Origin of the sequence: Streptomyces sp. NPDC046727 (assembly GCF_040645635.1) — a bacterium.
GTDB lineage: Bacteria > Actinomycetota > Actinomycetes > Streptomycetales > Streptomycetaceae > Streptomyces.
This window is the reverse complement of the sequence record NZ_JBEYYR010000035.1, coordinates 84,035-102,050: the sequence shown is the minus strand read 5'-3', so window position 1 is coordinate 102,050 and position 18,016 is coordinate 84,035. Positions and strand designations below refer to the sequence as shown.

14 protein-coding genes are annotated in these 18,016 nt (G+C 72.5%); 8 read left to right on the top strand and 6 right to left on the bottom strand.

The genetic code is table 11. The features are described 5' to 3' along the window. Window positions 1-362: 362 nt before the first annotated feature. Genes ABZ937_RS33235 through ABZ937_RS33215 form a run of 5 tightly spaced genes read left to right on the top strand, consistent with a single transcriptional unit; the run spans window position 363 to window position 6,859 of the window. Window positions 363-1,973, top strand: a complete 1,611-nt coding sequence (locus ABZ937_RS33235) for an ABC transporter substrate-binding protein (RefSeq protein WP_361697291.1) — start codon at window positions 363-365, stop codon at window positions 1,971-1,973. A 4-nt stretch (window positions 1,974-1,977) separates the two neighbouring features. After that, window positions 1,978-2,934 carry an ABC transporter permease gene (locus ABZ937_RS33230; RefSeq protein ID WP_361697273.1) on the top strand — a complete coding sequence of 319 codons (957 nt, stop codon included), beginning with the start codon at window positions 1,978-1,980 and terminating at the stop codon, window positions 2,932-2,934. Then, window positions 2,934-4,910 (top strand): dipeptide/oligopeptide/nickel ABC transporter permease/ATP-binding protein, encoded by a 1,977-nt coding sequence (locus tag ABZ937_RS33225; RefSeq protein WP_361697271.1) that lies wholly within the window; start codon window positions 2,934-2,936, stop codon window positions 4,908-4,910. The genes ABZ937_RS33230 and ABZ937_RS33225 overlap by 1 nt, the downstream gene beginning before the upstream one ends. Then, window positions 4,907-5,911 (top strand): ABC transporter ATP-binding protein, encoded by a 1,005-nt coding sequence (locus ABZ937_RS33220; protein ID WP_361697269.1) that lies wholly within the window; start codon window positions 4,907-4,909, stop codon window positions 5,909-5,911. Before ABZ937_RS33225 ends, ABZ937_RS33220 begins: the two co-directional genes overlap by 4 nt. Continuing rightward, window positions 5,912-6,859, top strand: a complete 948-nt coding sequence (locus ABZ937_RS33215) for a dihydrodipicolinate synthase family protein (RefSeq protein ID WP_361697267.1) — start codon at window positions 5,912-5,914, stop codon at window positions 6,857-6,859. 35 nt (window positions 6,860-6,894) lie between these two features. On the opposite strand, the gene ABZ937_RS33210 is transcribed toward ABZ937_RS33215, so the two are convergent. From ABZ937_RS33210 to leuA, 6 genes are all read right to left on the bottom strand, one after another. Further along, entirely contained in the window at window positions 6,895-8,076 is a 1,182-nt protein-coding gene (locus ABZ937_RS33210; RefSeq protein WP_361697264.1) for a sialidase family protein, read from the bottom strand. Window positions 8,077-8,171: 95 nt separating this feature from the next. Beyond that, the gene (locus ABZ937_RS33205) at window positions 8,172-8,834 is read right to left on the bottom strand and encodes a response regulator transcription factor (protein WP_361697262.1); all 663 of its coding nucleotides are present in this window, start codon (window positions 8,832-8,834) and stop codon (window positions 8,172-8,174) included. Then, window positions 8,831-10,063, bottom strand: coding sequence for a histidine kinase (locus ABZ937_RS33200; protein WP_361697259.1), 1,233 nt, complete (start codon window positions 10,061-10,063; stop codon window positions 8,831-8,833). The genes ABZ937_RS33205 and ABZ937_RS33200 overlap by 4 nt, the downstream gene beginning before the upstream one ends. A gap of 24 nt (window positions 10,064-10,087) precedes the next feature. Next, window positions 10,088-12,184, bottom strand: coding sequence for an MMPL family transporter (locus tag ABZ937_RS33195; protein ID WP_361697257.1), 2,097 nt, complete (start codon window positions 12,182-12,184; stop codon window positions 10,088-10,090). A 137-nt stretch (window positions 12,185-12,321) separates the two neighbouring features. Next, window positions 12,322-13,017, bottom strand: coding sequence for a TerB family tellurite resistance protein (locus ABZ937_RS33190; RefSeq protein ID WP_361697255.1), 696 nt, complete (start codon window positions 13,015-13,017; stop codon window positions 12,322-12,324). Between the two features lie 185 nt (window positions 13,018-13,202). Next, window positions 13,203-14,924, bottom strand: a complete 1,722-nt coding sequence (gene leuA / locus ABZ937_RS33185; protein ID WP_361697253.1) for a 2-isopropylmalate synthase — start codon at window positions 14,922-14,924, stop codon at window positions 13,203-13,205. A 340-nt stretch (window positions 14,925-15,264) separates the two neighbouring features. On the opposite strand from leuA, the gene ABZ937_RS33180 reads away from it, so the two are divergent. The 3 genes from ABZ937_RS33180 to ABZ937_RS33170 are packed head-to-tail and all read left to right on the top strand — an operon-like array spanning window position 15,265 to window position 17,995. After that, window positions 15,265-16,335, top strand: a complete 1,071-nt coding sequence (locus tag ABZ937_RS33180) for a M4 family metallopeptidase (RefSeq protein ID WP_361697251.1) — start codon at window positions 15,265-15,267, stop codon at window positions 16,333-16,335. A gap of 21 nt (window positions 16,336-16,356) precedes the next feature. Beyond that, complete coding sequence (locus ABZ937_RS33175; RefSeq protein WP_361697249.1) at window positions 16,357-16,623, top strand: protealysin inhibitor emfourin; 267 nt, start codon at window positions 16,357-16,359, stop codon at window positions 16,621-16,623. Between the two features lie 58 nt (window positions 16,624-16,681). Continuing rightward, complete coding sequence (locus ABZ937_RS33170; protein WP_361697247.1) at window positions 16,682-17,995, top strand: GH1 family beta-glucosidase; 1,314 nt, start codon at window positions 16,682-16,684, stop codon at window positions 17,993-17,995. Window positions 17,996-18,016 lie beyond the last annotated feature (21 nt).

Below are 18,016 nucleotides of genomic sequence, written 5' to 3'. Positions count from 1 at the left end.
CTGGAGCGAGGTGTGTCAAGGGTGGCCCGGAGGGCCATCGGCGGAGCCGACGCGGAACGCGCCCTTGACTCACCTCGCTCCAGCCCGACACTGACCAAGAAGCGAGCGGCCCAACGGCCACTTCACCGCACCGCCCCGCCACAACACCCTCCATCACCCCCATCACCCTCCATCAGCAAGCGAGCTCACGCCCTCCATTGGTGTGACCTCTGGCGGCTGGGCCATTCGTGTGTGCTGTCTTGACCGCCCCCACCGCCCCTCCTATGGTCGCGCTACCGAAACCGGACGTAGGACGTAGGACGTCGCTCTCACCTCCCACCTCACCCGCTGGAGGACCCGTGCGTGACGACGTGACCCGCGACATGCCGGCCCCCCGTCGCCGGTCCCTCCTGAAAGGCGTCGGCGCGCTCGGTGCCGCCCTCGCCCTGCCACCCTCGCTGGCCGCCTGCTCCTCCGGGCCGGAGTCCACGAACGACACCGGGGGCGGCGGGAGCGGCAAGGACCGGACGCTGACCGCCGTGATCGGGTACGGCAACGACGGGAGCTGGGACCCGACCCAGACCGCTTCCGCGTTCGCGATGGCCGCCAACAACCACATCTACGAAGGGCTGCTGGACACCGACCCGATCACCCGGGTGCCGTATCCGGCGCTCGCCACCGAGGTGCCGAAGGACCCGAACGCCACCACCTGGCGGTTCACGCTCCGCTCCGGCGCCACCTTCCACGACGGCAAGCCCGTCACCGCCGACGACGTCGTGTTCGTCTACGAGCGGATCCTCGACCCGAAGACGCAGACCCTCGCCAAGGGGTTCTTCGTCTCCTGGCTGGACGGCGTCCGGAAGGTCGACGCGCACACCGTCGAGCTGACCCTCAAGTTCCCCTTCCCCGACGGGCTGTCCCGGCTCACCCTCGCCAAGGTCATGCCGAAGCACGTCTTCTCGAAGCCCGGGGCCTGGGACGACGCGATCAAGGGGCTGGCCGTGGGCTCGGGGCCGTACCGGCAGACCGCGCACCACCCGAAGTCGAACACCACCTTCGAGGCGTTCGCCGGCTACAACGGGCCCCGCAAGCCGGCCTTCAAACGGATGAACTGGCTGACCATCGTGGACGCCGCGCCGCGCGTCGCGAAGATCTCCGGGACCGGTGCCGGCGCGCAGATCGCCGACAACATCCCGTACGCCAACATCGCCCGGCTGGAGCAGGGCGGGCTGCGGGTGGCCGGCGGTGCCGGGATGAACAACCTCTTCCTGATGTTCAACACCCAGCACAAGCCCTTCGACGACGTGCGGGTGCGGCAGGCGCTGCGCTACGCCATCGACAGCGAGAAGATGGTGCAGGTCGCGCTGAAGGGGCACGGGAAGCCCGCCACGTCGTTCCTCAACGAGGGGAATCCGAGCTACCGGCGGGCCGGGACCGTCTACGGCTACGACCCCGAGAAGGCGAAGGCGCTGCTGAAGGCCGCCGGGGTGAAGGACCTGAAGGTCGAGATCCTTGCCGTGAACGTCAGCTGGATCGTGGACTGCCTGCCCACCATCAAGTCGTCCTGGGACGCGATCGGCGTGCGGACGACCCTCGCCCCGCAGGAGACCACGGCCGTCTTCACCAAGATGGACCAGAAGCAGGACTACCAGGTGGTCGCCGCGGCCTCCAACCCGAATCAGTTCGGGCTCGACGCCGACCTGATCATGCACTACAACTACGGGCCCGAGAACCTGTGGATGCAGTACACGCGGTGGGCCGGCGACTCCGTCGCCAAGCGGCTCTTCAAGGACATGGACCGGGCGACCCGGGAGCCGGACCCCGCGAGGAAGAAGGCGATGATCCAGGACTACATCGACGTCGTCGCCGAGCAGGCCGTGCTCTACCCGGTCGTCCACAACGAGCTGATGACCGCCTGGGACGCGCGAAAGCTCAGCGGGATAAGGGCCCAGCCGTACCCGGGCATCAACCTCCTTCAGGCCAAGTGGGTCTGACGGTATGACGACCGTCGTACGGATCCTGCTCCGCCGTGTCGCCCTGCTCGTGCCGCTGCTCCTCGGCATCGTGCTGTTCGTGTTCCTGGTGATGCGGTTCTCGGACGTCGACCCCGCCTCCGCGTTCTTCCAGGGAGCCAATCCGACACCGCGGCAGCTGCACGACTTCCGGGAGCGCAACGGCCTGCTGGACCCGCTGCCCGTGCGGTACGTCGATTTCGTCGGCGATCTGCTCCACGGCGACCTCGGCACCAGCGCCCTCACCCGCGCGCCCGTGGTCGACCAGGTGACCACCGCGCTGCCGCTCACCCTCCAGCTGACCTTCCTCGGTCTCGCCCTCGCGGTCGTGCTGGCGCTGGCGGGCGGGGTGACGGCGGCGGTGTACCGGGACCGGCTGCCGGACCAGGTCATCCGGGTCGTCTCGCTGGTCGGGGTCGCCGCGCCCGGGTTCTGGCTGGCGCTGCTGATGATCCAGTACCTGGCGGTGGACCAGGGCTGGTTCCCGACCGGTGGCTACATCAACCCGGCCGACTCCGTCACCGGCTGGCTGAGGACCATGGCCCTGCCCGCCTTCGCCCTGTCCCTGCCGGTCGCCGCCCAGCTGACCCGGATCGTGCGCACCTCCGTGGTGGAGGAGCTGGACAAGGACTATGTGCGGACCGCGATCGGCAGCGGGCTGCCGCCGCGCGTGGTCGTCGGGCGGAACGTGCTCCGCAACGCCCTCGTCAACCCGCTCACCGTGCTCGGGCTGCGCGTCGGCTACCTGCTCGGCGGCGCGGTCGTCATCGAGACGATCTTCTCGCTGCCCGGCATGGGCAAACTGATGATCGACGCCGTGCAGAACGGGGACCCGGCGGTGGTGCAGGGCGTCGTGCTCACCACCGCCACCGGGTTCGTCGTCGTCAACCTCGTCATCGACATCCTGTATCTGCTGGTCAACCCACGACTGAGGGCGGGCTGATGGTCACGCGTGCGAGCATCGCCGAGCGGCTGTCCCGGCCCGGTGTCCGGCTGCGCGGCTGGCGCCGGCTGCCGCTGCTGTCCAAGGTCGCCGTCTGCTTCCTGGCCCTCGTCCTCCTCGTCGCCGTACTCGCCCCCGTCCTCGCCCCGGACGATCCGCTCGACCAGCGGGACCCGGCCGGCGGGACCGGGGCGCCGTCCGCCGCGCACTGGATGGGGCAGGACAGCCTGGGCCGGGACATCCTGAGCCGGCTGATGTACGGCGCCCGGTGGTCGCTCGCCATCGGGCTGGGCGCGACCGCGCTCGCGCTCGTCGTCGGGGCCGTCCTCGGGGCGCTCGCCGCCACCTCCCGCAAGGCCGTCGACGAGACGCTGATGCGCTGCCTGGACGTGGTCATGGCGTTCCCTGGGATCGCCCTCGCGGCCGTGCTGGTCGCCGTGTTCGGCGGCGGGATCGGCGTGCTGATCTGCGCCATCGCCTTTCTGTTCACCCCGCCGGTCGCACGGGTGGTGCGGGCCAACGTGCTCGCCCAGTACGGGGAGGACTACGTCACCGCCGAGCGCGTGATCGGCGCCCGCAACCCCCACATCGTGCTGCGGCACGTGGCCGTCAACTGTGCCGCGCCGGTGCTGGTGTTCTGCACGGTCCAGGTCGCCGAGGCCATCGTCTTCGAGGCGTCGCTGTCCTTCATCGGCGCGGGCGTGCGGCCCCCGGACCCGTCCTGGGGCAGTGTCATCGCCGACGGCAAGAACATGGTGCTGACCGGCGGCTGGTGGGCGACCGTCTTCCCGGGGCTGCTGATCCTGGTCACCGTGCTGTCGCTGAACATCCTCTCCGAGGGCGTCTCGGACGCCTGGGCCGCGCCCGCCCCGAGGGAGGTGCGGGCGCCGGAGGACCGGCTGGAGACGCCGGAGCCCGGCACCGGCGAGGTGCTCGCGCTGCCCGGGCTGGCCGAGGCCGCCCGGCGGCTGCGGTCCCGGGCCCGGCCGCTGCCCGGCCGGAGCGGGCAGCCGGTGCTCGCCGTGGAGAACCTCGCCATCGGCTTCCCGGACCGGCACCGGGGCGTGGACATCGTGGACGGGGTCAGCTTCGAGGTGTACCCCGGTGAAGTGCTCGGTCTGGTGGGCGAGTCGGGCTGCGGCAAGTCGCTGACCGCGCTGACCGTCATGGGGTTGGCGCCGAAGGGCGCCCGGATCGGCGGCCAGGTGCGGTTCCGGCAGCGGGATCTGCTCGCCGAGCCGATGCGGGTGCGGCGGCGGCTGCTCGGCCACGAGATGGCGATGGTGTACCAGGACGCCCTGTCCTCCCTGAACCCGGCGATGACGATCCGCGCCCAGCTGAGGCAGCTCGTCCGGCGCGGGGGCAGGCGCAGTCCGCGCGAGCTCATGGAGCTGGTCGGGCTGGACCCGGAGCGCACCCTGCGCAGCTATCCGCACGAGCTGTCCGGCGGGCAGCGCCAGCGGGTGCTCATCGCCATGGCCCTGTCCCGCGACCCGAAGCTGATCGTCGCCGACGAGCCGACCACCGCCCTGGACGTCACCGTGCAGGCGCAGGTCATGGAGCTGCTGCTGCGGCTGCGGGGGGAGCTGGGCTTCGCGCTGATCCTGGTCTCGCACGATCTGGCGCTGGTGTCCGACATCACCGACCGGGTGGTGGTGATGTACGGCGGGCAGATCGTGGAGACCGGGGTGACCGCCGACCTGGTGGCGGCGCCGGCCCACCACTACACGCGCGGGCTGCTCGGCAGTGTGCTCTCGCTGGAGTCCGCCGAGGAGCGGATGACGCAGATCAAGGGGGTCGTACCGGCGCCGGCCGACTTCCCGGCGGGCTGCCGGTTCGCCGACCGCTGCCCGTTGGCCACCGAAGTGTGCCATGCGACCGCCCCGGTCCTCGCGGGCGTCCCCGCGCACACGGCCGCCTGCCATCACCCGGCGGTGGAGCTGACGTCCGCCGAGAGCGAGGAGGCCCTCCAGTGACCCCTGTCGTCGAGGTGCGGGACGCGCACGTCGTCCACAAGGCGCGCAGCGGCGGCCTGTTCCGGCGGGACCGGGTGTACGCGCTGACCGGCGCCGATCTGTCGGTCGCGGCCGGGGAGACGGTCGGGGTGGTCGGCGAGTCGGGGTGCGGGAAGTCGACGTTGGCGAAGGTCCTGGTGGGCATCCAGCGGCCGGTCTCGGGGTCGGTGTCGTTCGGCGGCCGGGACCTGTGGGCGATGCCGCCCGCCGAGCGCCGGGCCGCGGTCGGCGCGGGCACCGGGATGATCTTCCAGGATCCGTCGACCGCCCTGAACCGCCGGCTGACCGTCCGCCGTGTCCTGCGCGATCCGCTGGACGTCCACCGGCGCGGCACCCGGCCGCAGCGGGAGGAGCGGGTGCGGGAGTTGATGGGTCTGGTCGGGCTTCCGCGGGCCCTCGCCGACGCCCTGCCCGGGCAGCTGTCCGGCGGGCAGCGGCAGCGCGTCGCCATCGCCCGGGCCCTCGCCCTGGACCCGGCCCTGGTCGTCGCCGACGAGCCGACCAGCGCGCTGGACGTGTCGGTGCGGGCGCAGATCCTCAACCTGCTGCTCGACCTGAAGGAACGCCTGGGGCTGGCCCTGGTGTTCGTCTCGCACGACATCCAGACGGTACGGCGGATGAGCGACCGGGTGATCACCATGTACCTCGGCCGGATCGTGGAGGAGACCCCGGCCGACCGGGTCACCGACGCCGCCCGGCACCCGTACACCCGCGCCCTGTTCTCGGCCACCCCCGGCCTGCTGGACCCCATCGACCCGATCCCGCTGACCGGGCCGGTGCCGTCGGCGACCCGGCCGCCGAGCGGCTGCCCGTTCCGCACGCGATGCTGGAAGGCGGACGAGGAGTGCGCCCAGGTGATGCCGGACTTCTCGGCCGCGTCACGGCCCGGGCACCGCTTCCGGTGCCACCATCCTGTGGAGGAGGACCGATCGACCCGTGATCTAGCTCGTCAGGAGCCGTGAATGACCTTCCCCGCCCCTCTCACCGGTGTCGTCCCGCCCGTGGGCACGCCCCTGACGCCGCAGCGCGAGGTGGACGTGCCCTCGCTGCTGCGCCTGGTGGACTTTCTGGTGGAGGCCGGGGTGCACGGGCTGTTCCTGCTCGGCTCGACCTCGGAGGCGGCGTTCCTGACGGACGCGCAGCGCAGGCGGGTGGTCGAGGCCGTGACCGGGCATGTGGGCGGACAGCTGCCCGTGCTCGCCGGTGCCATCGACATGACCACCCCGCGGGTCCTGGACCATGTCTCGGCCGTCACCGCGGCCGGCGCGCAGGCCGTCGTCGTCACCGCCCCGTTCTACGCCCGCACGCACCCCTCCGAGATCGTCCACCACTACCGCCGGATCGCCGCCGCCAGCCCGGTCCCGGTGATCGCGTACGACATCCCCGTCGCCGTGCACACCAAGCTCCCCGCCGACCTGGTGCTGGGGCTCGCCGGGGACGGCGTGCTGGCCGGGATCAAGGACTCCAGCGGGGATCTGGCCGCCTTCCGGGAGATCGTCACGGGTGCCCGCGCGCACCCGGGGTTCAGCGTGCTGACCGGTTCCGAGCTGATCACCGACGCCGCGCTGGAGCTGGGCGCCGACGGGGCCGTGCCGGGCCTGGCCAACGTCGATCCGCACGGTTACGTCCGCCTGTACCGCCAGTGCCGGGCCGGGGACCGGGAGGGCGCGCGGGCCGAACAGGAGCGGCTGTGCGCGTTGTTCGGGCTGGTCGGTGCCGGGGACCCGGCGCGGATGGGCGGCAGTTCGTCGGCGCTGGGCGCGTTCAAGGCGGCGCTGCATCTGCGCGGGGTCATCGACTGCCCGGTGACCGCCGAGCCGCAGGTCCCGCTGTCCGGTGAGGAGGTCGAGAGGGTCGGCAAGTTCCTGGCGGCGGCCGGGCTGCTCGGCCTCGGGACCTCTCGGCGCTGACACCGGCGCCCGGCGGTCGCCCTCGCCTGTGACGCCTAGGACACATGGATTCTGCGGAACTCCAGGGACTCGTACGGGCTGTGGACGCCGGTCTCGTAGAGGACGCCGATCGTGTCGTGGGTGAGCTGGACCAGGTCGGAGTAGGCGGACCGCTGGTCGGTGAGGGTGAGCAGCCGGGTGAAGGTGCGGCCGGCGTCCGCGCTGCCCCACAGGGCCAGGGCGCGGCGGGCGGTCGGCACGGAGGGGCCGGAGAACAGCAGGGCCGGGTGCGGGAGCCGGAGCTGGAGGACGCTGCCCTGGACGACGGGGACGGCGTTCAGGGCCGGCTGGACGGCGAAGGGGCGGTCCAGGGTGTGGCCGCCGTCGCTGGAGTAGGTGTCGAGCCGGTTGCCGGGGGCGGTGCCGTTCTGGTCCCGGGAGCTGAAGTAGACGCGTCCGTCGCGGAGCTGGGCGGCGCTGGTCTCGTTGGCGTTGGTCAGGCCGTCGTAGCCGTCGTCGATGAAACCGACGTGCCAGCTCTGGCCGATGTCGTCGCTGTAGAGGGCGTGGCCGCCGTAGTACCTGGCCTCCTGGCCGGTGTCCCGGGAGCCGGGGGGCGGGGCCGCGGAGTGGTTGGCGGGGATCAGCAGCCGGCCGGCGTACGGGCCCCGGGTGAGCGCGACCGCGTGGCCGGGTCCGGTGGCGTACCAGCGCCAGCCCGGCCGCGTCACCTCGGCCGTGATGTCCCGCGGGGGCGAGAAGTGGTCGCCGTCGTCCCAGCTGCGCTGCACGAACACGCGGCGGCCCCGTTCCGGGGTGACCTCGCCGCGCATGATCTGCCCCTCCGTCACGGTCCCGCCGTTGCCGCAGGTCACCAGGACGACGGCGCCGGTGCGCGGGTCGGTCACGGGCGCCGGGTTGCCCCGGGTGTGCCCGTGTCCGGCGGCCACCACGGTCAGCCGGCCCCAGGTGCAGCCGCCGTCGGTGGAGCGGCGCAGGACGACGTCGATGTCCCCGGTGTCGCCGGCCCCGCCGCGCCGGCCCTCGGCGAAGGCCAGGACGGTGCCGTGCCGGGTCTTCACCACGGCCGGGATGCGGTAGACGGCGTAGCCGCCCTGCCCGGAGACGTACGGCACGGAGGAGCCGCAGCCGCCGGGCACGGCGTGCGCGGGCTGCCGCGCGGTGAGCGAGGTGAGGAGCACCAGGCTGGTGAGGAGGGAGCGGCTGCGCGTGTTCACGCCCTGATGCTCCCCTGATTCACGGGGGCGGTCTTACTCCGTCCGGGCGAAACACCGGGGCGGCGGCACGGGTCTTCGGGGCACCGGCCGGTCCGTCACGGCGTCCCCGGTGTCACCAGACCCGACTCGTACGCGACGATGACCAGTTGGGCCCGGTCCCGCGCCCCCAGCTTCCCCATGATGCGGCTGACGTGGGTCTTCGCCGTCAGCGGGCTCAGGCCGAGCGCCTCGCCGACCTCGGTGTTGTTGAGGCCGCGGGCGACCAGCGCGAGCACCTCGCGTTCGCGTTCCGACAGGCACTCCGGTCCGCCCGCCGTCGGCATCGAGGGGCTGCGCAGGAATCGCTCGATCAGGCGGGCCGTCGGCCCGGGGGACAGCAGGGACTCGCCGGCCGAGACCGTGCGGATGGCGTCGAGGAGTTCGGCCGGGCGGGTGTCCTTGACCAGGAACCCGGAGGCGCCGGCCCGCAGCGCCTCGACGATGTTCTCGTCGGTGTCGTAGGTGGTGAGGACGAGCACCCGCACCCCGGCGAGGGCCTCCTCGGCGGCGATGAGCCGGGTCGCCTCGATGCCGTCCAGGTCGGGCATCCGGATGTCCATCACCACCAGGTCGGGTCGTGCGGCGCGGGCCAGCTCCACGGCCTCGCGGCCGGTGCCCGCCTGTCCGACGACCTCCATGTCCCGCGCCGACTCGACGAGCATCGCGAACGCGGCCCGTACGAGCGTCTGGTCGTCGGCGAGCAGCACGCGGATGGTCATCCGGTCCCTTCCCATGTCGTCAGCGGCAGTACGGCACGCACCGCGAAGCCGCCCCCCGGGTGCGGCCCGGCGTCGAGTGTGCCACCCACGCTGCGGGCCCTCTCCCGCATGCCCACCAGACCGAATCCGGGGGTGCCGCCGGGGGTGGGTCCGGTGCCGTCGTCGGTGACCGACACGTGCAGGGCGCCGCCGGTTTCGTGCAGGTCGACGCGTACGGCCGGTTCGGGCCCGGCGTGCCGTACCGCGTTGGTCAGTGCCTCCTGGACGATGCGGTAGGCGGCGGCGCCCACGGCGGGCGGGGCCTGCTCGACGCGCACGGTCCGCTGGACGCGGGCGCCCGCGAGGCGTGCGGCCTCCACGAGGTGGGGCAGGCCGTCGAGGCCGGGCAGGGGGGCGCGGGCGTCACCGTGCCCGTGGGCGTCACCGTGTTCGCCGGCGCGCAGCACCTCCAGTGTCGTGCGCAGTTCCCCGCGCGCGCTGCGGCAGGTCTCGGCGATGTCGTCGAGCGCCTTGGCGACCGTCTCGCGGTCGAGCCGCTCGGGGTCGGCGGCCAGGACGTGCGCGGCGACCGAGGTCTGCACACCGATGAGGGTGATGCTGTGGGCGAGCAGGTCGTGCAGGTCGCGGGCGATGCGCAGGCGTTCCTCGGCGACCCGGCGGCGGGCCTCCTCCTCGCGGGTGCGTTCGGCGCTCTCGGCGCGTTCGACGATCGTGGCGACGTAGCGGCGGTAGTAGCGGACGTCGACGCCTCCGCACAGCACCGCGATCACCCAGCCGGAGATGCGTACCAGTTCCCAGGCCTGGTGGGTGTCGACGATCAGCATCACGGTGAGGGCGACGGTGAGGACGGTGACGCCGGTCAGGAGCGTGCGCAGGGGGCGGCCGGTGACGGCGACCGTGTAGAGGGCGGTGACGGCGACCGGGGCCGCCGCGTGGTGGTTGTTGTCGAGGGCGTGGTAGGGCAGGAGGAGGGCCACGGCCGCCGCGAGCACGAGCAGCGGGCGCCGCCGCCGCCACACGAGCGGCACGTGCGCGGCGAGCAGCAGCGCCCAGCCGAGCGTGTCGGGGCGGCGGCTGTCGTCGGTCAGCAGCGCGAGGCCCACGGCCGCCGTCGCGAGGACGGCGGCCAGGATCGCGTCGTTGCGGGTGCCGTGCGGGGCGCTCCGCGGGTCACGGTTGATGGCGGCCATGATCCGCTCGGCTCTCTTGGTGTGCTGCACGGGGTTCATCCTCTCCGGCAGGCGCCCGGCGTCTCACACCGGCTCCGGCTGCCGCTCGGGCCGGGCCGGCTCCGGGGCCCGCGACAGCCGGCCCGGCCACCACACCCGGCGCTTCAGCAGCACGCTCGCCGTCGTGACCAGGTAGGTCCGCACGAGGAAGGTGTCCAGCAGCACGCCGACCGCGATGACGAACCCGAGCTGGACCAGGCCCACCAGGGGCAGCGTGGCGAGGACGGCGAAGGTGGCGGCGAGGACGGTGCCGGCCGAGGCGATCACCCCGCCGGTGGTGCGCAGGGCGGTGAGGGCGGCCGCCTGGGGTTCGGCGCCGGCCAGGGACTCCTCGCGCATGCGGTGCATCAGGAAGATGCCGTAGTCGACGCCGAGTGCCACCAGGAAGACGAAGGACAGCAGCCCGAGCCCCGGGTCGGTGCCCTCGAAGCCGAGTACGGGCCCGAACACCAGCCCTCCGATGCCGAGCGCCGCGCCCCAGACGGCGACGACGGCGGCGAGCAGCATCAGCGGCGCGACGAGGCTGCGCAGCAGTCCCACCAGGATGACGAACACGGCGGCGAGCACGAGCGGCACGACGACGTCCTGGTCCCGGGCCTGGCTGTCGGCCAGGTCGAGCTGCTGGGCGCTGGGTCCGCCGACGTAGGCGCCGTAGGTGTCGTCGAGGCTGTCGCGCAGGGCCTCGATGGTGCGGGTCTCCGCCGCTGTCTCGGGGGCGGCGGTGGCGTAGACGGAGATCTCGGTCCAGCCGGAGCCGCTGCGGCCGGCCGTCGCCTGGGCCACGCCGTCCGTCGCGCGGGCCCTGGCGAGGACGGCGTCGGTCCTGTCGGTGGGGGCGATGACGGTGAGGGGCTGGCTGCCGCGTCCGGGGTAGGCGCGGGCGAGGGTCTGGGTGGCGGAGATCGACTCGGGCTTCTCGGTGAAGGAGTCCTCCTGCCGGAGCGTGCCGGGCAGGCCGAGGGCGCCCAGGGCGAGCGCGCCGAGGAGTACGGCCCCGCCGGCGAGGACGGCGACGGGCCGGCGGGCGGCCGAGCCGCCCATCGCGGCGAACAGCGACCGCCGTGCCCTGGGCTCGCTGCCGAACGCCGGGACCAGCGGCCAGAAGACCCGGCGCCCGAGCAGGACGAGCAGTGCGGGCAGCAACGTGGTCATCGCGACGAGCGCCGCGAGCACGCCGACCATGCCGACCGGGCCCATGCCCCTGCTGCTGTTGAGGTCGGCGGCGAGCAGGCAGAGCAGCCCGGCGGCCACGGTGCCGGAGGAGGCGAGGACGGCCGGGCCGCACCCGCGCAGCGCGGCGCGCATGGCGTCGTACGGCCGCTCGTGGCGCCGTAGCTCCTCGCGGTAGCGGGAGATGAGCAGCAGGGCGTAGTCGGTGCCCGCGCCGAGCACGAGCACCGTCATCACACCGCCGCTCTGGCCGGTGACGGTGACGCCGAAGGCCTCGTGGAGGCCGTAGCCGGCGGCCATCGCCAGGCCGGCGGCGACTCCGGCGACGGCGAGCGGCACGAGCCACAGGAAGGGGCTGCGGTAGATGAGGACGAGCAGCACGGTGACCACCCCGAGGGTGGTGTAGAGCAGGGTGCCGTCGATGCTGCCGAACACCTTGCCCATGTCGGCGCCCAGGGCGCCGGGCCCGCCGACCTCGACGCGCAGTCCGGTGCCGCCGTCGGCGATGTCCCGTACCCCGTCGACGAAGGCGTCCCGCTTCTTGTCGTCCTGTCCGGGCTGGGTGCTGGAGACGGGGTACATGAGGGTGCTGCCGTCCCGGGACGGGACGGCGGCGGGGCGGCCGGTCAGCCGGTAGGTCCTGCCGATCTCGGCGATCTGGTCGGCGGCCTTCGCCCGGTCGGCGGCGGTGAGCCCGCCGTCGCGGTGGTAGACGAGGACCAGATCGGTGGCCTGTCCGCCCGGCAGTTCGTCCTGGATCCGGGCGACCCGGGTGGAGTCGGCGCTGTCGGGCAGGTAGTCGACCGACCGGTTCTGCTGGACGTCGGCGAACTTCCCGGCGAACGGCCCGATGAGTACGAGCGCGGCCACCCACAGCCCGAACACCGCCCAGGGCACGGCCCGCCTTCGTGCTCTGCCTGCCCTTGCGACGCCTGTCTTCGCGCCCCCCATGGACGGTTCTCCCTCCGGTCGGCTGTCTGGGTCGGTTCCAGACTTCCGGCACGCGGGGGGCGAATCGTCGGGCCCGGGGGCGAGTTGGGGGCTACTGCCGGGGGTGGCGCGGGTGCGGCGTTACTCCCGCGGGAGTATCAGGAGGGTGTACGGGCCGCCGCCAGCAGGCGGGTGACGTCGTCGGCGCAGATGGTGAGGGCGGCGCCGACCGTCGTCAGGGCGTCGCGTTCGGCGGGGGTGTAGGGGCCGTCGGCGAGGGCGATGCGGGCGGCCTGGAGGAGCAGGGACTCGCGGCCGGGCCGGGCCAGGTGGGGGGCGAGGGGGTCCAGGGCCTCGTGCAGCTCTATGGTCAGCCCGGCCCCGCAGGGCTGCTCGAAGAACCGGCCGGTGTCGGCGGCGAGGGCCTCGACCAGGGCGGCCAGCTGGTCCTCGGTGCAGTCGGCGAAGCCGGCCGCGCGGACCGTGGCGGCGGCCGTCTCCAGGGCCGTGCGGGATCCGGTGCCGCCCGCGGCGAGCACGGCGAGGGCGACGGTGTGCACGGCGTCGCGGAGCATCGCGGAGAAGCGGCGGGTGGTGGGGTGGTCCAGGACCTCGGTGCCGAAGTGGTGCCGGCAGGCGGCGCACTCCACCACGGGTCCGGTCGTCCCGCGCGGCAGCACGGGCACGCCGAGCAGGGTGAGCCGGCGCCGGCCGGTGAGCCGTTGGTAGTTGCGGTCGCCGCCGCAGCCGGGGCAGAAGAACTCGCCGTCCCCGACGGGTGTCCATGCGGTGCGGGTGCCCAGAATGCGCACAGCCCTGGTGGCACGGCCGTCTCGTCCCCGTACTGGCAGCACGTCGCACCTCCGTAACGGCGCGGCAACATCGCCGCGCTGGCGTGATGTTAGCCACATCCCGAGGCTGAGTCAGTACCCCGTAAGAGACCTTTCCGTGACCTGAGGGGCGCGATGGCCGATATACGACGGCGCCCTGACCGCCGCACGCGACGGTCAGGGCGCCGAAAGACCCGGTCAGAGGGGGGTCAGCGGGCGGCGCGGTTCACCGCGGAGACGACCGCCTTCAGCGACGCACGCGTCGTGTTCGCGTCGATACCGATCCCCCACAGGACCTTGCCGTCGATCGCGCATTCGATGTAGGAGGCGGCCTGCGCGGAGGCGCCCTCGCTCATCGTGTGCTCCTGGTAGTCGAGCAGGCGTACGTCGATGCCGATGGACTGCAGGGCGTCGAAGAAGGCCGAGATCGGACCGTTGCCGGAGCCGGACAGGACCCGGTCCTCGCCGTCGACCGTCGCCTCGACGGTGAGGGTGTCCACGCCGTCGGTGTCGGTGGTCGACTGGCCGTTGCGGACCTGGATGCGGCCCCAGGGGTTCTCCGGGTTCGGCAGGTACTCGTCCTGGAAGACCGCCCAGATGTCGGCGCCGGTGACCTCGCCGCCCTCGGCGTCCGTCTTCGCCTGGATGAGCTTCGAGAACTCGATCTGCATCCGGCGCGGCAGGTCCAGCTTGTGGTCGTTCTTCAGGACGTAGGCGATACCGCCCTTGCCCGACTGGGAGTTGACCCGGATGACGGCCTCGTAGGAGCGGCCGACGTCCTTCGGGTCGATCGGCAGGTACGGCACCGCCCACTCGATGTCGTCGACGGTGACGCCCTTGGCCGCCGCGTCGGCCTCCATCGCGTCGAAGCCCTTCTTGATGGCGTCCTGGTGGGAGCCGGAGAAGGACGTGTAGACCAGGTCGCCCACGTACGGGTGGCGCGGGTGGACCTCCATCTGGTTGCAGTACTCCCACGTACGACGGATCTCGTCGATGTCGGAGAAGTCGATCTGCGGGTCGACGCCCTGGGAGAACAGGTTCATGCCCAGGGTGACCAGGTCGACGTTGCCGGTGCGCTCGCCCTGCCCGAACAGGCAGCCCTCGACGCGGTCGGCGCCGGCCATCAGGGCCAGCTCGGCGGCGGCGACGGCGGTGCCGCGGTCGTTGTGCGGGTGGATCGACAGGACGACGTGCTCGCGGCGGGACAGGTTGCGGTGCATCCACTCGAAGCGGTCCGCGTGCGTGGACGGCGTCGAGCGCTCCACGGTGGCGGGCAGGTTGAGGATGATCTCGCGGCCCGGACCGGGCTGCCAGACGTCCATGACCGCCTCGCAGACCTCCAGCGCGAAGTCCAGCTCGGTGTCGGTGAAGATCTCCGGCGAGTACTGGTAGCCGAACTCGGTCTCCGGGCCGAGCAGCTTCTCGGCGTACTCCATCACCAGGCGGGTGCCGTCGACGGCGATCTGCTTGATGTCGTCCTTGGAACCGCGGAAGACGACCCGGCGGAAGACCGGGGCGGTGGCGTTGTACAGGTGGACGGTGGCGCGCCGGGCGCCCTTCAGCGACTCCACCGTCCGCTCGATCAGGTCCTCGCGGGCCTGGGTCAGCACGGAGATCGTGACGTCGTCCGGGATCGCGCCCTCTTCCTCGATGATCGAGCGCACGAAGTCGAAGTCGGTCTGGCCGGAGGCCGGGAAGCCGACCTCGATCTCCTTGTAGCCCATCTTGACCAGCTGGTCGAACATCCGGCGCTTGCGCTCGGGCGACATCGGGTCGATCAGCGCCTGGTTGCCGTCGCGCAGGTCGGTGGAGAGCCAGCGCGGGGCGGCGGTGATCCGCTTCTCGGGCCAGGTGCGGTCCGGGATCTCGACCTGCTCGTAGCGGCCGTACTTGTGGATCGGCATGGGGCTGGGCTGCTGGCGGTTGGCCATGATGCGTGGGCTCCTCAGGATGTCCGGAGATCCGAGTGGGCGGCCGACGACGCAACGCCAAGCTCCGCGGGGAGGGAGTCGGCCTCGACTACAGGCCCTCGCCGCGGCAGCTAAGAAGAAGCAGCCAGAAACGCATGATGTTCCGCAGCCTAGCCGAGCCGTTCCGGGTGCGTGGGCCTGTCCCAGTATGCGGGACCGCGCGGCAAATACGGACAAAAGGTGCGCCAGCCCACATCGCCCTAGCACATCGTCACGGAGCGTCGCGCTCCGTGTCCCGGTATTTCACCAATCATGGTGGCAGCTAGTGACAGTCGCGTCACACAGTGCGAAGGTGCCGGGCATGACGACCAACGGGGGCTTCGAGCCCGTCTTCTGCACGATCGTGCCGCCGCACGTCCTCGACAAGCTCGCCCGCAACGAGGACCCCGCGCTCTCCGACCCGGCCCGCCGGTCCCTGGAGCACGACGCCTACCAGCGCACCAAGCGCCGCCTGACCACGGTGATCGGTGCGCCCTCCGTCGCCCCGCCCGCCGGTGCCGCCGCCGACCGGCCCCACCGCACCGTCTACGACGCGGAGCACACCCAGGACCTGCCCGGCACCAAGGTCCGCGAGGAGGGCTCCGAGGCCGGCTCCGACGCCACCGTCAACCGCGCCTACGCGGGCCTCGGCGCCACCTTCGAGCTGTACCTGAAGGCGTACGGCCGGCACTCCATCGACGACAACGGGCTGCCACTGGACGCCACCGTGCACTTCGGCGAGGGCTACGACAACGCCTTCTGGAACGGCGAGCAGATGGTGTTCGGCGACGGCGACAACGAGATCTTCCTCGACTTCACCATCCCGGTCGACGTCATCGGGCACGAGCTGACCCACGGCGTCACCCAGCACACCGCCAACCTGGCCTACTTCGGCCAGTCCGGCGCGCTCAACGAGTCGCTCTCCGATGTCTTCGGCTCGCTGATCAAGCAGTACACGCTGGGCCAGACCGCCGCCGAGGCCGACTGGCTGATCGGCGCCGGGCTGCTCGCCCCGCGCGTCACCGGCACCGCCCTGCGCTCGATGAAGGCCCCGGGCACGGCGTACGACGACGACGTCCTCGGCAAGGACCCGCAGCCGGCGACGATGGACGCCTACGTCCGCACCGGCCGCGACAACGGCGGCGTGCACATCAACTCCGGCATCCCGAACCACGCCTTCTACCTGACCGCCACCGCCATCGGCGGCCACTCCTGGGAGAAGGCCGGCCAGATCTGGTACGACGTGCTGACCGGCGGGGAGCTGAAGGAGGACGCCCTGTTCGCCGACTTCGCCACGCTGACGGTGAAGGCGGCCCGGGAGCGGTACGGCGCCGGGGACGAACTGCAGGCCGTGCAGAAGGCGTGGGAGCAGGTCGGGGTGCGGACGCTGTAGTTCCGTACTACACAGAGACCCATGCGGATTCGAGTGCGGCGCACGGGCGGTTTCGCGGGCATCGAGCGCCGGGCCGAGGTGGACACCTCGGGCCGGCCCGACGCCCAGGAGTGGCAGGCCCTGGCCGAACGTGCCCTGGCATCCGGCCGGGGCACGCCGCCGGCGGGCGTACCGGACGGCTTCAGCTACGAGATCACGGTGGACGGCCGCACGGTGTACGCGGCGGACCCCCGACTGAGCGAGGCCCAGCGGGAGTTGGTGTCGCGCGTGCTCAAGGAAGGCGCGTGAGGGGTCGGTTGCCGCCGGGGCGTTGACTTCTGTTACCGGGGGTACGGATGATCCGGCCATGGCGACTGACGCAGGCATCCCGATCCCCCGGTTCCCGCCCGGCTTCCTGTGGGGCGTGTCGACCTCGGCCCACCAGATCGAGGGGGCGGCCGAGGAGCGGGAGCCGTCGGTGTGGGACGTGTTCACGGCCGAACCGGGTCGGGTGAAGGACGGCTCGACGGCGGCGGTGGCCTGCGACCACTACCACCGCTACGCCGAGGACGTGGCCCTCCTCGCCGGCCTCGGCGTGGACGCGTACCGCTTCTCCGTGTCCTGGCCCCGGGTGAACTCCCCCGGCGGCCTGGACTTCTACGACCGCCTGGTGGACGAGCTGTGCGCGGCCGGCGTACGGCCCGTGCCCACCCTCTTCCACTGGGACCTGCCCGCCTCGCTGGACTGGCTCCAGCGGGACACGGCGGCCCGGTTCGCCGAGTACGTGTCCGTGGTGGCCGAACGCCTCGGCGACCGCGTCACCAAGTGGATCACCCTCAACGAGCCCGCCGAGCACACCTTGCTGGGCCACGCCCTCGGCGCCCACGCCCCCGGCAGGCAGCTCCTCTTCGACGCCCTCCCGGTCGCCCACCACCAGCTCCTCGCCCACGGCCTCGCGGTACGGGCGCTGCGCGCGGCCGGCGCCACGGACATCGGCATCGCCAACTCCCACGGCCCGACGTGGCCCGCGTCGCAGGAGCCCGCCGACCTGGAGGCGGCCGGCTTCTACGACGTCCTCCTCAACCGCCTGTTCGCCGAGCCGGTCATCCTCGGCCGGTACCCGGACGGCATGGGCGAGCTGATGCCGGGGGACGTGGAGTCCGACCTGTCGGTCATCGCCGAGCCCGTCGACTGGTACGGCGTCAACTACTACGCGCCGAGCCGGGTGGGGGCGCCCGGGACCGGCGACGCCGAGTACGGCGGCCTCGCGCTGCCCGCCGAGCTCCCCTTCTCGGTCCGGGAGATCGAGGGCCGGCCGGTGACCGACTTCGGCTGGCCGGTCGTACCCGAGGGCCTGACCGACCTCCTCACCACCTTCCACGACCGCTACGGCGACCGTCTCCCACCCGTCGTCATCACCGAGAACGGCTGCTCCTACGAGGGCGTCGACGACCAGGCCCGGATCGCCTACCTGGACGCCCACATCCGCGCCCTGCACAAGGCGATCGAGGCCGGGGTCGACGTGCGCGGCTACTTCGTGTGGTCCCTGATGGACAACTTCGAGTGGGCCGAGGGCTACGCCCGCCGATTCGGCCTGGTCCACGTGGACTACGAGACCCTCCAGCGCACTCCCAAGGCCTCCTACCACTGGTTCCGGGACCTGCTCCGGGCGCAGAGCTGACCCCGCCCGCGCGGAGCCGGG

What these genes read in the sequence shown, in the direction of transcription:
- ABZ937_RS33235 (WP_361697291.1), top strand. Translation starts at nt 363, where the DNA reads ATGCCGGCCCCCCGTCGCCGGTCCCTCCTGAAAGGCGTCGGCGCGCTC.
- ABZ937_RS33230 (WP_361697273.1), top strand. Translation starts at nt 1,978, where the DNA reads ATGACGACCGTCGTACGGATCCTGCTCCGCCGTGTCGCCCTGCTCGTG.
- ABZ937_RS33225 (WP_361697271.1), top strand. Translation starts at nt 2,934, where the DNA reads ATGGTCACGCGTGCGAGCATCGCCGAGCGGCTGTCCCGGCCCGGTGTC.
- ABZ937_RS33215 (WP_361697267.1), top strand. Translation starts at nt 5,912, where the DNA reads ATGACCTTCCCCGCCCCTCTCACCGGTGTCGTCCCGCCCGTGGGCACG.
- ABZ937_RS33205 (WP_361697262.1), bottom strand. Translation starts at nt 8,834, where the DNA reads ATGACCATCCGCGTGCTGCTCGCCGACGACCAGACGCTCGTACGGGCC.
- ABZ937_RS33200 (WP_361697259.1), bottom strand. Translation starts at nt 10,063, where the DNA reads ATGAACCCCGTGCAGCACACCAAGAGAGCCGAGCGGATCATGGCCGCC.
- ABZ937_RS33195 (WP_361697257.1), bottom strand. Translation starts at nt 12,184, where the DNA reads ATGGGGGGCGCGAAGACAGGCGTCGCAAGGGCAGGCAGAGCACGAAGG.
- leuA (WP_361697253.1), bottom strand. Translation starts at nt 14,924, where the DNA reads ATGGCCAACCGCCAGCAGCCCAGCCCCATGCCGATCCACAAGTACGGC.
- ABZ937_RS33180 (WP_361697251.1), top strand. Translation starts at nt 15,265, where the DNA reads ATGACGACCAACGGGGGCTTCGAGCCCGTCTTCTGCACGATCGTGCCG.
- ABZ937_RS33175 (WP_361697249.1), top strand. Translation starts at nt 16,357, where the DNA reads ATGCGGATTCGAGTGCGGCGCACGGGCGGTTTCGCGGGCATCGAGCGC.
- ABZ937_RS33170 (WP_361697247.1), top strand. Translation starts at nt 16,682, where the DNA reads ATGGCGACTGACGCAGGCATCCCGATCCCCCGGTTCCCGCCCGGCTTC.